Source organism: Mesorhizobium sp. M0174 (assembly GCF_040322275.1).
Lineage (GTDB): Bacteria > Pseudomonadota > Alphaproteobacteria > Rhizobiales > Rhizobiaceae > Mesorhizobium.
This window is the reverse complement of the sequence record NZ_JAMYTB010000002.1, coordinates 1-13,309: the sequence shown is the minus strand read 5'-3', so window position 1 is coordinate 13,309 and position 13,309 is coordinate 1. Positions and strand designations below refer to the sequence as shown.

General features: G+C 63.2%; 17 protein-coding genes and 1 pseudogene. 3 read left to right on the top strand and 15 right to left on the bottom strand.

All coding sequences use genetic code 11. From position 1 onward, the window contains the following. Positions 1-60 precede the first annotated feature (60 nt). From NKJ13_RS03465 to NKJ13_RS03445, 5 genes are all read right to left on the bottom strand, one after another. A complete protein-coding gene (locus NKJ13_RS03465) occupies positions 61-843 on the bottom strand; it encodes an SDR family NAD(P)-dependent oxidoreductase (RefSeq protein ID WP_352737263.1) in 783 nt (260 codons plus the stop codon). Between the two features lie 96 nt (positions 844-939). Further along, a complete protein-coding gene (locus tag NKJ13_RS03460) occupies positions 940-1,854 on the bottom strand; it encodes a PfkB family carbohydrate kinase (RefSeq protein ID WP_352737264.1) in 915 nt (304 codons plus the stop codon). Beyond that, entirely contained in the window at positions 1,851-3,047 is a 1,197-nt protein-coding gene (gene uxuA, locus NKJ13_RS03455; RefSeq protein ID WP_352506821.1) for a mannonate dehydratase, read from the bottom strand. The genes NKJ13_RS03460 and uxuA overlap by 4 nt, the downstream gene beginning before the upstream one ends. 150 nt (positions 3,048-3,197) lie before the next feature. Then, positions 3,198-3,857, bottom strand: a complete 660-nt coding sequence (locus NKJ13_RS03450; protein ID WP_352475758.1) for a ThuA domain-containing protein — start codon at positions 3,855-3,857, stop codon at positions 3,198-3,200. Positions 3,858-3,868: 11 nt separating this feature from the next. Then, the gene (locus tag NKJ13_RS03445; RefSeq protein WP_352737265.1) at positions 3,869-4,966 is read right to left on the bottom strand and encodes a Gfo/Idh/MocA family protein; all 1,098 of its coding nucleotides are present in this window, start codon (positions 4,964-4,966) and stop codon (positions 3,869-3,871) included. Positions 4,967-5,230: 264 nt separating this feature from the next. On the opposite strand from NKJ13_RS03445, the gene NKJ13_RS03440 reads away from it, so the two are divergent. Then, positions 5,231-6,139, top strand: coding sequence for a dihydrodipicolinate synthase family protein (locus NKJ13_RS03440; RefSeq protein ID WP_352737266.1), 909 nt, complete (start codon positions 5,231-5,233; stop codon positions 6,137-6,139). Here NKJ13_RS03440 and NKJ13_RS03435 read toward each other — a convergent pair whose 3' ends face one another. From NKJ13_RS03435 to NKJ13_RS03410, 6 genes and pseudogenes are all read right to left on the bottom strand, one after another. Beyond that, positions 6,140-6,520 carry a DUF1801 domain-containing protein gene (locus NKJ13_RS03435; RefSeq protein ID WP_352737267.1) on the bottom strand — a complete coding sequence of 127 codons (381 nt, stop codon included), beginning with the start codon at positions 6,518-6,520 and terminating at the stop codon, positions 6,140-6,142. Positions 6,521-6,628: 108 nt separating this feature from the next. Continuing rightward, complete coding sequence (locus NKJ13_RS03430; protein ID WP_352737268.1) at positions 6,629-7,099, bottom strand: DUF1801 domain-containing protein; 471 nt, start codon at positions 7,097-7,099, stop codon at positions 6,629-6,631. A 4-nt stretch (positions 7,100-7,103) separates the two neighbouring features. Beyond that, the gene (locus tag NKJ13_RS03425; protein WP_352737307.1) at positions 7,104-7,334 is read right to left on the bottom strand and encodes a hypothetical protein; all 231 of its coding nucleotides are present in this window, start codon (positions 7,332-7,334) and stop codon (positions 7,104-7,106) included. A 282-nt stretch (positions 7,335-7,616) separates the two neighbouring features. Beyond that, positions 7,617-7,814: pseudogene (locus NKJ13_RS03420) on the bottom strand (VOC family protein); the annotation flags it as partial. A 73-nt stretch (positions 7,815-7,887) separates the two neighbouring features. After that, positions 7,888-8,298 carry an SRPBCC family protein gene (locus NKJ13_RS03415; RefSeq protein ID WP_254818850.1) on the bottom strand — a complete coding sequence of 137 codons (411 nt, stop codon included), beginning with the start codon at positions 8,296-8,298 and terminating at the stop codon, positions 7,888-7,890. Further along, on the bottom strand, positions 8,295-8,618 hold the full coding sequence (locus NKJ13_RS03410; RefSeq protein ID WP_352737269.1) for an ArsR/SmtB family transcription factor: 324 nt from the start codon (positions 8,616-8,618) through the stop codon (positions 8,295-8,297). Before NKJ13_RS03410 ends, NKJ13_RS03415 begins: the two co-directional genes overlap by 4 nt. A gap of 193 nt (positions 8,619-8,811) precedes the next feature. On the opposite strand from NKJ13_RS03410, the gene NKJ13_RS03405 reads away from it, so the two are divergent. Together NKJ13_RS03405 and NKJ13_RS03400 are read left to right on the top strand one after the other, a co-directional pair. Then, positions 8,812-9,054, top strand: a complete 243-nt coding sequence (locus tag NKJ13_RS03405) for a type II toxin-antitoxin system Phd/YefM family antitoxin (RefSeq protein ID WP_352737270.1) — start codon at positions 8,812-8,814, stop codon at positions 9,052-9,054. Continuing rightward, positions 9,054-9,479: a type II toxin-antitoxin system VapC family toxin gene (locus NKJ13_RS03400; RefSeq protein WP_352737271.1), complete on the top strand. Its 426-nt coding sequence runs from the start codon at positions 9,054-9,056 to the stop codon at positions 9,477-9,479. Before NKJ13_RS03405 ends, NKJ13_RS03400 begins: the two co-directional genes overlap by 1 nt. A 138-nt stretch (positions 9,480-9,617) precedes the next feature. Here the strand turns inward: NKJ13_RS03400 and NKJ13_RS03395 are convergent, their stop codons facing one another. From NKJ13_RS03395 to NKJ13_RS03380, 4 genes are all read right to left on the bottom strand, one after another. After that, positions 9,618-10,874 carry an RNA polymerase sigma factor gene (locus NKJ13_RS03395; protein WP_352737272.1) on the bottom strand — a complete coding sequence of 419 codons (1,257 nt, stop codon included), beginning with the start codon at positions 10,872-10,874 and terminating at the stop codon, positions 9,618-9,620. Between the two features lie 85 nt (positions 10,875-10,959). After that, complete coding sequence (locus tag NKJ13_RS03390; RefSeq protein ID WP_352475767.1) at positions 10,960-11,361, bottom strand: YciI family protein; 402 nt, start codon at positions 11,359-11,361, stop codon at positions 10,960-10,962. A 265-nt stretch (positions 11,362-11,626) separates the two neighbouring features. After that, positions 11,627-12,409: an ABC transporter ATP-binding protein gene (locus NKJ13_RS03385; RefSeq protein ID WP_352737273.1), complete on the bottom strand. Its 783-nt coding sequence runs from the start codon at positions 12,407-12,409 to the stop codon at positions 11,627-11,629. A gap of 10 nt (positions 12,410-12,419) precedes the next feature. Continuing rightward, entirely contained in the window at positions 12,420-13,160 is a 741-nt protein-coding gene (locus tag NKJ13_RS03380; protein ID WP_352777138.1) for an ABC transporter permease, read from the bottom strand. Between the last annotated feature and the right edge of the window lie 149 nt (positions 13,161-13,309).

Here is a 13,309-nt window from a genome sequence, read left to right as displayed (position 1 = left end):
TTAAAGGCTCGGCAGCTTCAAGCCGCTCATGAAATGGCTGCGCAAGCAGCAGCGCCGACGTTATTCCTTGCGCGGGGAACCGCCGATGCGCGCCAGCAGGCCGCCATCGACGCGCACGACCTCGCCGGTGACGAAGGAGGCATCGTCGGACAGCAGGAAGGCAACGACGGCCGCAATCTCTTGCGGCTGGGCGGTGCGGCCGAGCGGATGCATGTTGTCAAGGATGCGCAGGATCTCGTCTGGCTTATCGTTGAGCTTGACCGCATCCCGCAGCATCGGCGTGTCGACCGCGCCCGGAGCCACGGCATTGACGCGCACGCCGAGCGGCGCATAGTCGACGGCCATGGATTTGACCAGCCCGATCAAGCCGTGCTTGGCCGTGCTGTAGGCCAGAACCCCTTCCTGGCTGGCCAAGCCTTGCACCGAGCTCATATGGACGATGGCGCCGCGGCTTTGCCGCAGCAGCGGCATCGCCGCGCGGGAGAGCAGATAGGCAGCCTTGAGGTTGACGTTCATCACCTCGTCCCAAAGCGCCTCGTCCGTGGTCTCCACCGTTCCGTAACGCTGGATGCCGGCATTGTGGGAAAGCATGTCGAGCCCGCCGAACGCGGACCGGGCAAGCTCGACGGCGCGGCAGCAGGCTTCAGTGTCGGCGGTCGAGCCGAGCACGGTGTGCACGGTCACGCCGCGCGCCGCAAGCTGCGCCGCGACCTCGTCCAGCTGATCGCCCACACGGTCGAAGAGGATCAGGTCGACACCTTGCTCGGCCAGCCTTTCGGCGACAGCACGGCCGATGCCCATGGCCGCCCCGGTGACCAGTGCGCGTTTTTTGAACTCAGGCATTTCTCCTCCCACGAACAGTTGTAGCGGCTGCCATGGTAGTCGATCAGCGACGCATGACGTACCCTTTTCGCTGAGCCGGCCCGAGCGTATTCGGCGTCATGTCGATCCTTGCATGAAGGCCAGTGTTTCCGCGCGCGTCGGCGCGCCGAGCCGTCCGCCAAAACGCAGGCACTTCAGCGCGGCGGCAGCACTTGCCACTGCTATCGCCCGCTCTTCGTCCCAACCTTCGGCCAGGCCGAGAGCGAAGGTGCCGTGAAACACGTCGCCCGCCGCCAGCGTGTCGACGGCTTCGACTCGCGGCGACGGCAGATGACGGACATCATTGCTGCTCGGGTGCTGGAACGCGGTGCCGTTCGCCCCATCGGTGATCGCGACGAAGGCGCCGGTCCGTTCGCCCAGAATAGCGACGGCGGAACCGGCGGAGATCTCTGGACCGCAAAGGATACGCGCCGCGGGCAGCGAAGCAACGACATGCGATGCGAGCGGCAGCAATCGGTCGAGCACCGGTCGCGACGCAATATCGGCGTCGAGGATCGCCGGAATGCAGCATTCGCGGGCCTTCGCCAGCGCCATCGCGGCGGCTCCGGGCCAACGAACGTCGACCAGGACGGCGTCGAAGCGGGAAAAATCCACGGGCGGAAGACGGTCCGGATCGGCTTGCGTGACGGAATCGTAGAAGGGCACAATCATGCGCTCGCCGGCGGCATCGACCAGGATCGTGGCAATGGCCGAGCGGCCATCTTCAACCCTGCGCACCAACGAACAGTCGACCCGCTCCGCCTCCATCTGGGCGATGACATCGCGGCCGACGGCATCGTTGCCGACGCTTGCCCATAGCCAGACCTGCCCGCCCTGGCGGCTTGCCGACGCGGCGGCACTTGCCGCCATGCCGGCGGCGATCTGCACGGCCTCGCTCGGCAGGAACTTGCCGGCGCCGGACGGCAGGACATCGAGGCGCAAGATCGTGTCGTAGGTGAGCGCGCCGACGCAGAGCAGGCGGGGCGCCCTCATTGCAGCCTATAACCGCGCTGATGGGCAATCGCCGTCATTACGCCTCTCAGTTCGGCAAGGCCGCGAAGACGGCCGATCACGGGGTAGCCGGGATGGGTGTGCCGCGTGGCGTCATCGATCAGCTCGTGGCCGTGATCCGGGCGAAACGGCAGCAGCGCCGGTTGCCCGGCGTCGCGGCGGCGTTGCTGCTCGTCGAGCAAGATCGAGACCACCGAAACCATGTCGACATCCCCGTTCAGATGCTCGGACTCCATGAACGACCCGTCCGGATCCTTGCTGACGTTGCGCAGGTGCACGAAGTTGATCTTGTGCGCAAAGCGCCTGGCGATGGCGGGCACGTCATTGGCCGGATTGGCGCCCAGCGACCCCGTGCACAAGGTAAGGCCGCTATGGGCCGATGGCACCGCATCCAGGATAAAGGCGATGTCGTCGGCGTTCTTGACGATCCGGCACAGGCCGACGAGATCGCGCGGCGGATCGTCCGGGTGGATCGCCAACGTGACGCCCGCCTCTTCGGCCGCCGGCAGCACGTGTTCGAGAAAACGGACGAGATTCTCGCGCAGCCGGTCGTGCGACAGGCTAGACTGCTCGGCCACCACTTCGCGCAATTCCGCTATGTCATAGCGCTTGAAGGCGCCCGGCAGGCCGGCCATGATGTTGGCAAGCAGACGCTCTTTTGACGCATCCGGCGTCGCCTCGAACCATTCGCTTGCCCGCTGGAGAACATCGGACGCATAGTCGCGCTCAGATCCCTTGCGCTGCAGCATGTAACAATCGAACGCGGCAAGCTCGTGCATGTTCATGCGGAGCGCCCGTCCGCCGCCCGGCAGCGGCGCAGCCAGGTCGGTCCGGGTCCAGTCGAGGATCAGCATGAAGTTGTAGCAGACCGTGCGCACACCGCAGGCGCCGAGATTGCGTAAGGTCTGCCTGAAATTGTCGTAGAGCCGGTCGAGATCGCCGCGGCCGAGCTTGATGTCCTCGTGCACGGGCACGCTCTCGACGACGCTCCATTTGAGGCCCATCGCCTGATCCGCCTCGATAAGCGCCTGGCGCTGCCTGATGGCGTGGATCGGCCAGACTTCGCCGTAAGGAATGTCGTGCAATGCCGTCACGATGCCGGTCGCGCCGGCCTGCCTGGCATGGGCAAGCGTTGCCGCGTCGCTCGGGCCAAACCATCGCCACGTCTGCTCCATTCGACCTCCAGCTACGGCTCCCCGACGAGACTGCTGTCTATTGGATGCTACCATGGCAGTCAATTGCTTGCCGCAGCCCAGTGCTGTGTCCGCGTTCGGGCGGCCGCCCTATGAGAGATTACAACGATACGTGGCGTTCAGATTGAACGGCTACGCAAGATCCGGGTTTCGGCTGGCCCAAAGCATGCCGCGCTCGAACATCGTACGCATTTGCGGCACTGCGAACTCGTCGGCGGTGTGGCCGAGTGCGCTGTAGAAGACGCGGCCCTTGCCGTAGCGGCGCTTCCAGACAACCGGCATGACGACGCCGGCGATGAAATCGAGATGCTCGCCGGTGAAAGTAGTCGTCGCCAGCACCTCGTTGGTCGGATCGACATGCATGTAATACTGCTCTGAACGGTACGCGAAGCCGTCGATGCCCTGCATGACCGGATCGTCTGGCATGGTGATATCGACGTGATAGTCGATGATGTTGCCGGGATGGGCGACCCACTGGCCGCCGGTCATGAACTGGTATTCCGGCTCGTTGCGGAAGCTGTCGCACATCGTGCCGTGAAAGCCCGCAAGGCCGGTGCCGGCCCCGACGGCGTTGGTCAGGTTTTGCAGTTCCGGCTTTTCGATCGTCGACATGGTGATCACCGGGACAATGAGATCGAGCTTGCCCAGTTGCGGATCGGCAAGCGCCGAAGTCCCCTGCTCCAGCTGCACGTCGAAGCCGTTGCCGGCCAGCATCTCCTTGACGATGTGGGCGCTACGGGCCGGCGTGTGGCCTTCCCAGCCGCCCCAGAAAATCAGTGCCGTCTTGCTCATCGTGTCATCCCCTATTCCAGAATTCCGAAAGGCAGATCGGCGTGCATTGGCGCCGGCCGCGCGCAGCCATATCTCAGGTCGATACGCCGCCCTGTCTCTGCTGAAGAGATGATCGATTCCATGATTTCCAGGACATGGAGGGAAAGATCGAGGCTGGCGCGGTGTTGCCTGCCTGAGACGATCGCCTGCGCCATGTCGGCGAGGCCGAGGCCCCGGTAATTGCCGTCGCCATAGGAATGGATCTGATCGGCCACCGTCCAGTCGCCCTTGCGCTGGCTGGTCCTGATGTCGCCCTGGAACTGATTGGGATCGGAGACGATCATCGAGCCGGTGGTCCCGTAAAGTTCGATGTGATTGTGTTCATGCTTCCAGACGTCGAAGCTGGTGGTGATCGAAACCGCCGCGCCGTTCTCGAATGCGAGCAGGCCGGAAATATGGGTCGGCACCTCGACCCGGATGGTTTCGCCCTGGCGCGGTCCGGAACCGATGGTGCGGGTGGGATAGGATGACTTCGCCTGTCCGGTCACGGATTTTACTGGACCCAGGAGATTGACCAGGCAGGTCAGATAGTACGGTCCCATGTCGAGCATTGGCCCACCGCCGGGCTGATAGTAGAAATCCGGATTGGGATGCCAGAGCTCGTGGCCGGGCACCTGCATGAAGGCAGAGCCGGCGACAATGGTCCCAACCGTATCCTCATCGACCAGCCGCCGCGCCGTCTGGTGGGAGCCGCCAAGAAAGGTGTCGGGTGCGCAGCCGACACGCACGCCCTTTTCGCGCGCGGCCGCGACGAGCCGCTCGGCGTCGCTGAGCGTCATTGCCAGCGGCTTCTCGGAATAGACGTGCTTGCCTTGCCCGACAGCCTGCAGGCCGACCGGCACATGATGCTGCGGCGTTGTCAGATTGAGCACGATCTCGACGCGCGGATCGGCCAACAGCGCGTCGACCGGCATCGCAGCCAGGCCGTAGGCCGCTGCCTTGGCCTCGGCTGCCGCCCGGTTGATGTCGGCGACGCCGATAATGTCGAGCACCGGGAATTGCGGCGATGCCTTCAGATAGGCATCCGAAATGTTGCCGCAGCCGATAATGCCGACACCGATCCTCCGCATGGGCTTCTCCTCAAAAGGCGGCATTGATGAAACAGCAGAACTCGTTTGTCACCCCCCTTTCGGCCGGACGCGGTTGTCCCGTGACAAGTGCTTACCTCGAGAGCCTCAGAACCGCCGCCCGATCACAATCGCGCGCTTATGCGCGAGCCGCTTGCTTTCGAGGTCGAACGGCCGGTACTCAGCAACACTGCTTCCTGTAGCTTGCTCGACATTTTGATGCCGGCTTTGAGCACAGCACAGATTTTCACCCGTAGAAGGACGCACATGATCCGCCCACAAGGAACCATCGCACCGATCCTGACGCCGTTCGAAAACGACGGCTGCATTGCCCGCGACCTCTGGATATCACACGCCAACTGGGTGCTGGATCAGGGAGCGCATTTCCTGTCGCCGTTCGGCACCACGGGCGAGGCGTTGTCCGTCTCGTTGCGCGTGCGCATGCAGGCGCTGGAGTGGCTGGTCGAGGCCGGCATTTCGCCAAGCCGGCTTATGCCCGGCACCGGTGTCACAGCACTTGCCGAGACTGTCGAGCTGACCGCGCACGCCGTCGGGCTCGGCTGTGCTGCGGTGATGGTGCTGCCGTCGTTCTTCTATACGGCCGCCGGTGACAACGGACAGGCCCGTTATTATGGCGAGCTGATCGATCGGGTGGCGAACCCGGCGATGAGGATGATCCTCTACCACATCCCGCAAAATTCCGGCGTAGCGGTGAGCCCGGCGCTGACCGCCCGATTGAGCGAAGCGTTTCCCGATGTCGTGGTGGCTTACAAGGACAGCGCCGGCGACTGGAACAACACCGCGGCGGTCATTGCGGCAGCCCCAAGGGTCGCGGTGTTCCCGAGTTCGGAAGCACAGCTGACGAAAGGCCTCGCCAACGGTGCTGCCGGCTGCATCTCGGCGACAGTCAATCTGAATGCCGCAGCGATCCGGGCCCTCTACGACGCAGTGCTGGCGGGAGAGGACACTACGGACGCGGATGCCGCCATCAGGGCGTTCCGCAAAATCATCCAGGACGCCGGCCTCATCACTGCGATGAAGGCAGTGCTGGCGGTACGGTCCGGCGACAGACGCTGGCTGAATCTGCGCGCGCCGCATGAGAACGCGACGCAAGCCACCGGCGAAGCCGTGCTCGCCGCTCTCGGCCCGCTAGCCGACCATATCGGCCGGAGCTGACTATCGGGCCGTGTTCAAGGCGGCAGCAGCGCGTATCAGCGCCTTGAACGCATTCTCATCTATGTCTTCGCCCTCACGGATATCGATGGCGCGCCTGGTGTTGCCTTCGAGGCTGGAGTTGAACAGGCCGGAAGGGTCCTGCAGCGAGGCGCCCTTTGCGAAGGTCACTTTCACGACGTTCTTGTAGGTCTCGCCAGTGCAGATTATTCCGGCGTGCGACCACACCGGAACGCCTCGCCACTTCCACTCCTCGACCACTTCCGGGTCGGCCTGCTGGATGAGGGCGCGGACATGGGAAAGCGTCTTGCCTCGCCAATCGCCCAGCTCGCTGATCCTCGCATCGATCAGCTGAGAGGGAGAGTTGCCTGCATTTCTTTCCATTGAGTCACTCTTCATCATCATTGTCGCTTTCCCTTGGTTGTTGCCGCTCGCCCGTCACATGAATACCGCTAGTCGGCACCGGATTTGCCGGGATGACTGGCATTCCACTCACATTCGCTCGCCTGGCAATTGGCTGGCTTGCTTTATCCAGTCGGCGAGTTGAGCTTCGTCGAGCAGGTCGTCCTCGTAGATATCGAGGTAGCGCACGTCCTTGTGCTTGGACTCACCGGGTGGGACGGGACGCAGCGACGCGCCGCGGAAGAAAGCCAGCTTGATGTACTTTGTGAAGCAATGGAAGTTGAGGAACCACCCCTGACCCTCTACGCCGTAGAAGGGCGAGTTCCATTTGACGGCCTTGCGCACGTCAGGGACGTTGCGCACGATGAGCGCGTCGAGGCGACGCCCGACGTCGCGTTTCCAGCCCGGCATGGCCGCGATGTAGGCCTGCACAGGAGCGTCACCATCACCCTTCGGGATCTGCGGGTTGCCGCCTGCGAGGAGGACCGGCTTGGCGGCTGCAGGCTTGGCGGCGGACTTCTTCGCGACCGCCGATGACTTGATGGGCGTCTTGTTGGCCATGCATTCACTCCAATGCGCCAGTGCCCCCCGCGCCGCGCCGCTTGGGCGCGTAAGGCAGCACGAACATGTACAGTCCGGTAAGCAGGAGCAAGCCGAGTGGAAACAGCGGCATGAGGTATACCCAGTAGGAGGGTTCCTTGCCTACTCCCAGGCTGATGAAGATGGCGGCGACGACCGCCGCAAAGATGATCGACAGCCAGCGGTGGATCTGCCGAACCCATTTGTTCCAATCCATTGAGACCTCCTCTGAAGACGAACCGAGCGGATCGGGCGGCCCGTTTGGCGGCTCCCGCCGGGCAGCCACGCCACTGAATGCGTGCCTTACCAGCGCGCCAGCTGTGTGATTTGAATGAGATTGCCGCAGTTGTCGTTCAGCTGGGCTATGATCGAGCCGGTTACTTCGGTCGGCGGCATGGTGAACTTGGCGCCGCGCGCTTTGATGCGCTCGTAGTCCCCCCTTGACGTTATCGGTGAAGAACATGACCGCGGGCTGGCCCTGCTGGAAAATAGCTTGCTGGTAGGTCTTTGCAGCGGGGTTGTCATTGAGCGCGAGTTGCAGCTCGGCACCGTCCGGCTCGTCGGGTGATGCGTCGGTCAGCCAGCGAAACGGCCCATTGCTGAAATCGGCCTTCTTGGTAAAGCCGAGCGTTTCGGTGTAGAAACCCAGAGCCTTTTCCTGGTCATCCACGTATACTTTGGTCAACTTGATCTTCATTGGCTTGCCTCCATTATCCTCCGCCATCTGCCGCCCTGTAACAGAGCCCTTGCTTGAATAGCGCTGGCGGATCTCAGTCCGTTCGCGCCAGAACCTGCTCCAGATCGTCAAAGAACCTTGGCCAGCCGACTTTGGCACCTCGGAAGTAAGGCTGCTGATCCGGCCGGAAGCCGGACTGTTCCATGCGCAAGCGGGCGCCGGTGCTCGTGGGGGTGATCGTCCAGGAGACGACACTCTTGAGATCCTTGGTATTCCACGTGTAAGTCAGCGTTCTGTTCGGCTCGACCGTCTGGACCTGACATTCGACAGAGCCCCAGGCCGCGTGAAGGTTGAAACGGTGATCCGCGACAGGTTTGAAGTCGTTTTTCATAAGCCACTCCTCGATCAAGTGTGGTTGCGTGAGCGCGCGCCAGATCTTCTCCGGCGGATAAGCGATTTCCCGTTCGACAATGACGGAGAGCGTTTCGCTCGCTATTTCGTTCACTGGTCCATCCTTTTGAGCAGGTCCTCGAGGTCGTCGAACCGGCCCTGCCAGAACCCGGTCATCTGGCTTGTCCAGTCGATCAGGGGGGCAAGCGCGGCGAGCTGCGCGCTATAATGGGTCTGCCGTCCCGCATGGCGGTCGCGCACCAGCCCCGCCTGCCGCAAAATCCCGAGATGTTTCGACACGGCCGGTTGCGATATCCCGGCCTGAGCCGTCAGAGCGCCGACTGTCTGCTCTCCCTCGCGACACAGTCGCTCAAAAATAGCGCGCCGAGTCGGATCGGCAAGCGTTCTGAAGAGCACATCGTGAGCGTTTGGCATTGGGATAGATAACCCGTCGGCTATTGATCAATGCATAACCACCGGGATATGTGTGAGTCAAGCGGGAAGCGGCATATTTCTCGTTGCAGGAGCGGTCACCTGCTTCGCTCACGCAGCCAGTTGCTCATTCGCCGTGCACTGGAATTGTCACACGTGATGCGCTATATGACCATCTACATGGTCAGGAGCTGACATGGACGCGGTCAATCTGGCGGACGCCAAGGCACATCTGAGTGAGCTCATCGACCGGGTCGAGGCTGGAGACTCGATCGACATAACCCGGCGTGGCAAGCTGGTCGCCAGGCTCACGGCCGTGGCCCGCCCTCGCAAACGGATCGACGCCGTCCTGCTCCAATCCCTGACCGCAACCATGCCTCTGCAGGCTCAGGCTGCCGCCGATCTGGTGCGATCGATGCGAGATGGCGATCGCTATTGATGTCCTATCTCGATACTTCGCTGATCGTCGCGGCGCTATCCAACGAAGCCATGACCGCGCGCGTTCAGGGCTGGCTGGCGGAGCAGGACCCAGCGCAACTTGTGATCAGCGACTGGACCATCACCGAGATGTCCTCCGCCATGGCGATCAAGCTTCGGACCGGACAGATCGACTTGGAGCAGCGCGCGGCTGCGCTCGCGATGTTCAATAAGCTGGTCGCTGAGAGCTTCACCGTGCTGCCGGTGACGGGCGGGCATTTTCAGGTCGCCGCGAAATTCGCCGATCAGCATATGCTCGGGCTTCGTGCTGGCGACGCCCTGCACCTCGCGACGGCATCGGAGCATGGCGCCACAGTGTGGACCCTCGACCAGCGGCTCGTCGAGGCAGGACCGATTCTCGGCGTACCGACGCAGTTGCTGGCATGATCAAGGCCTCTCCTCCAAAATGAATATACCCAAGCTGCGTTGCGAGTTGCTCACGCTCATTGAAGGGAGCTGGCCGGGAGCGAACTGACGGCTTTCGATGTTGCCCTAGCGGCGCGTCGGGCACGCAGAGCGATGCTGTCAACCACAAGCGTCTGCACGGGCGAGGAGAAAGGCCGCTTCGCGCGCGTTGCGGGTGAGCTTGGCCGCAGCCTCGAATTCGGCGCGGGCCTCGGCCAGCCGGCCGGCCCGAAACAGAAAATCGGCCCTCGCCGCCGGCAATGGCGCATAATTGCGCAAGGCGGCGGCGTCGGCAATCTCGTCCACCAGCCGCAGGCCCGCTTCGGGCCCGAAGGCCATGCTGTGGGCGACCGCTCGATTGAGATCGACCACCGGCGAGGGCATCACTGCTCGTAGCCGGTCGTAGAGCGCTGCGATGCGGGGCCAGTCGGTATCGGCCGGACTGCGCGCCCGCGCGTGACAGGCTGCAAGCGCGGCCTGCAACACATAGGGGCCATCGCCCCCGAGAGCTTCGGCACGGGCCAGCGCGTCAAGGCCCCGGCGGATCAGCAGTTGGTCCCAGCGTGCGCGGTTTTGCTCGGTCAGGGTCGAGAGGGCGCCGTCCGGCCCGATGCGTGCGGGCAGGCGCGATGCCTGGATTTCCATCAGAGCCAGCAGACCGAACACCTCGGCATCCTCGGCCATCAGACCCGCCAGCATGCGGCCCAGCCGTTGTGCCTCCAGGCACAGGCCCGGCCGGACAAGGTCGTCGCCGGCCGTGGCAGCATAGCCTTCATTGAAGATGAGGTAGATGACCTCCAGCACCGAGGAAAGACGCACTGCACGCTCGGCACCGCGCGGCACCTCGAAGCTAAGCCCCGCCTTTCCGATCGTCCTCTTCGCGCGGACGATGCGCTGGGCGATCGTCACCTCGCTCGACAGGAAAGCACGGGCGATCTCGTCCGTCGTCAGGCCGCCGATGACACGCAGCGTGAGCGCTGCGCGAGCGTCGGCCGAAAGTATCGGGTGGCAGGCTGTGAAGATGAGGCCCAGCAGCTCGTCGCCAAGATCGTCGTTCATGGCCATTTCGTTTCCCTCGGCCGTACGGTCGCACTCGCCGTCCAGCTCCCGGGCGATCTCCTCATGCTTGCGCTCGCGCATCTTGTCGCGACGGATCGCGTCGATGGCGCGGCGTTTGGCGACCGTCATCAGCCAAGCGCCGGGATTGGCCGGAACGCCGGTCCTGGACCATTCGGAGAGGGCTATGACCAGGGCGTCCTGCACCAGTTCCTCTGCAAGGTCGACATTGCGCACGAGGCGGGCCAGGCCCGCAATGAGCCGGGCCCGTTCAATGCGAAAAATCGCCTCGATCGCCTGGTGCGTCTCGCCTGCGGTCATGCCGCCTTGTCGGCCAAAGCCACAATGGAGGCAAGCAGGTTGCGGCCGACAGGTTCAGTTGCCGCTGCGCTTCTCGCGCGTCCGGTCACGGATTTCCGTGACCTCCGGCGTCAGATTCCCATTGCCAATCAGCCATCTCGTACAGCGGCCGGATTTCGATCTCGCTCGGTCCCGGCATGGGATTGGGGCAGCGCTTCACCCAGGCGACCGCCTCGTCCATGTCCTTGACTTCCCAGAGCCAAAAACCGGCGACCAGTTCGCGGGTCTCGGCGAAAGGCCCGTCGATGACCGTCCGGCGGGGACCATCGAACGCAACGCGCTTGCCCTGCGAGGAGGGCTTGAGGCCGTCGGCGTCGAGCAAGATGCCGGCATTGCGCAGCTCGTCGTTAAATCTGCCCATCGCCTCCATCGCCTCTTTCGCCTCGGGCGTCGGGAGAAAGCCCTTTTCGCTATCCTCGGTAGCCTTCACGAGCACCATCACACGCATCGTCTGTCTCCTTGTTTGAGCCGGCCTCACCGACCGGCAGCGAAACGACGAACGGAGTTTAGGAAATCGACATTGTCCTGCAGATTTTTTTTCGAGCTTGAAGAGAAAGATGCCGATGGCTGCTCCCCTGGTCAGGGGTCGCGATGGCGCGATATCGAGATTGGGCGCTACGCTGGTCGCGGATTGTAAGTAATTCTACGCTAAAGTCCTCCGCGTCCAGCCGCGTTGGTTCCGCTCTTGGACCCGACACGCATGAGTGGCCTGCCTAAACCATTTCGGGACGTTTAGAAGCCTCGCGGATCGCCTTGTGCACGCGGCGCTGCAAATCCATGAAGGCCGGAGTTTCCATGACCTCTTCCCGGCGCGGGCGCTCGATATCGACATTGAAGGTCTGCATGATGCGTCCCGGCCCGATCCCCATCACGACGATGCGGTCCGACAGGTAGACGGCTTCTTCCACATCATGGGTGACGAAGAGCACGGTGAGCCTGTGCTCCTCCCAGATCTGCGTCAGGAGTTCCTGCATCTGATGCCTGGTCAAGGCATCGAGCGCGCCAAAGGGCTCGTCCATCAGAAGCATTTTGGGTCGATAGGAAAGGGCACGCGCTATGGCCACGCGCTGCTTCATGCCGCCAGAAAGCTCAGATGGATAGCGATTGGCGCTATGAGGGAGCTTGACCAGATCGAGATGCTCGCGCGCTATCCTGCGGCAGGTCGCGCGGTCATGACCCGCGGCCTTGAGCGCGAACTCGATGTTCTGCTGCGCCGTCAGCCAGGGAAGCAGGGTGTAGGACTGAAAGACGACGCCGCGGTCGAGGCCCGGCCGCAGGATCGGCGCACCATCGATAGCAAGATCTCCCGCCTCGAAATCCTGCAGTCCGGCAACGATCGACAGCAGCGTGCTCTTGCCGCAACCCGACGTGCCCACCAGCGAGACGAACTCGTTGTCGGCAAGATCGAGATTGATATCGCGCAGTACTTCCGTGCGCCGCGCGCCCGTGCCGAAGCTTTTGTGGAGGCCTTCGATCCGCAATTTGGGCAAACTCATCGGCCCGGCCTCATTGCACGTGGCCCTCCTGCCGGAACAGCACTTTTCCCAGTGCCTTCATGACCTGGTCGGTAATGAGGCCAAGCACGCCCAGCAGCAGGATGTAGCCGATGATGGTGTTTGTCTGGAAATAGCGCTGGGACACGGTGATGCGGTAGCCGAGGCCTGATGTCGCCGCGACAAGTTCTGCCAACACCAGCCAGGTCCATGCCCAGCCGAGACTGATGCGCAGCGTATCCCAAATGCCTGGCAAGGCGCTGGGAACGACGATGCGCGTCAGGATCTTGCGATCCGGCAGGCCGAGCGTCCTGCCAAGGCCGATGAAATCAGCGGGAACCCGCTTCACATTGTCCATGATCATCAGCACCTGCTGGAAGAAGGTGCCTATGAAGATAATCAAGAATTTCTGGGCATCGCCAGTCCCCGACCACAGGATGGAGAGAGGCACGAAAGCAACCACCGGCATGTAGCGGATGAAATCCACAAGCGGCTCGATCGCCGCTTCCCAGGTCCTGAAGCTGCCGATCAGCACGCCAATCGGAATCGCCAATGCCGAGGCGATGAGGAAGCCAACAGAAATACGGTATATCGAGGCCCTGAGATCCAGCCATAGCGTGCCGTCACCCGAGAGCTTGCCGAGCTGGGTCACCACGCTTCCCGGCGACGGCAGGAAAATTGGCTTTACCAATCCCAGCCCCGTTGCCGCCCACCAGGCGAGGCCGAGGCCGGCAAAGACGGCCACTGCTATCATCAGGAAGCGTGAGCGTGCGATGGGCGCGCCCCTACCCGCGGGTCGGCGCCGGCGGCTGGGGGGGTTGATAACCCGCCCCCGCGCGGGGTGAGACGGGGTTGGGGTGGTGGCCCCCTGCGCGGCCCATTTCGTGACCCCCCCCCCCCCGC

Coding starts and splice junctions, on each gene's coding strand:
- NKJ13_RS03465 (WP_352737263.1), bottom strand. CDS start 843: ATGCCTGAGTTCAAAAAACGCGCACTGGTCACCGGGGCGGCCATGGGC.
- NKJ13_RS03460 (WP_352737264.1), bottom strand. CDS start 1,854: ATGAGGGCGCCCCGCCTGCTCTGCGTCGGCGCGCTCACCTACGACACG.
- uxuA (WP_352506821.1), bottom strand. CDS start 3,047: ATGGAGCAGACGTGGCGATGGTTTGGCCCGAGCGACGCGGCAACGCTT.
- NKJ13_RS03450 (WP_352475758.1), bottom strand. CDS start 3,857: ATGAGCAAGACGGCACTGATTTTCTGGGGCGGCTGGGAAGGCCACACG.
- NKJ13_RS03445 (WP_352737265.1), bottom strand. CDS start 4,966: ATGCGGAGGATCGGTGTCGGCATTATCGGCTGCGGCAACATTTCGGAT.
- NKJ13_RS03440 (WP_352737266.1), top strand. CDS start 5,231: ATGATCCGCCCACAAGGAACCATCGCACCGATCCTGACGCCGTTCGAA.
- NKJ13_RS03435 (WP_352737267.1), bottom strand. CDS start 6,520: ATGGAAAGAAATGCAGGCAACTCTCCCTCTCAGCTGATCGATGCGAGG.
- NKJ13_RS03430 (WP_352737268.1), bottom strand. CDS start 7,099: ATGGCCAACAAGACGCCCATCAAGTCATCGGCGGTCGCGAAGAAGTCC.
- NKJ13_RS03425 (WP_352737307.1), bottom strand. CDS start 7,334: ATGGATTGGAACAAATGGGTTCGGCAGATCCACCGCTGGCTGTCGATC.
- NKJ13_RS03410 (WP_352737269.1), bottom strand. CDS start 8,618: ATGCCAAACGCTCACGATGTGCTCTTCAGAACGCTTGCCGATCCGACT.
- NKJ13_RS03405 (WP_352737270.1), top strand. CDS start 8,812: ATGGACGCGGTCAATCTGGCGGACGCCAAGGCACATCTGAGTGAGCTC.
- NKJ13_RS03400 (WP_352737271.1), top strand. CDS start 9,054: ATGTCCTATCTCGATACTTCGCTGATCGTCGCGGCGCTATCCAACGAA.
- NKJ13_RS03395 (WP_352737272.1), bottom strand. CDS start 10,874: ATGACCGCAGGCGAGACGCACCAGGCGATCGAGGCGATTTTTCGCATT.
- NKJ13_RS03390 (WP_352475767.1), bottom strand. CDS start 11,361: ATGCGTGTGATGGTGCTCGTGAAGGCTACCGAGGATAGCGAAAAGGGC.
- NKJ13_RS03385 (WP_352737273.1), bottom strand. CDS start 12,409: ATGAGTTTGCCCAAATTGCGGATCGAAGGCCTCCACAAAAGCTTCGGC.
- NKJ13_RS03380 (WP_352777138.1), bottom strand. CDS start 13,160: ATGATAGCAGTGGCCGTCTTTGCCGGCCTCGGCCTCGCCTGGTGGGCG.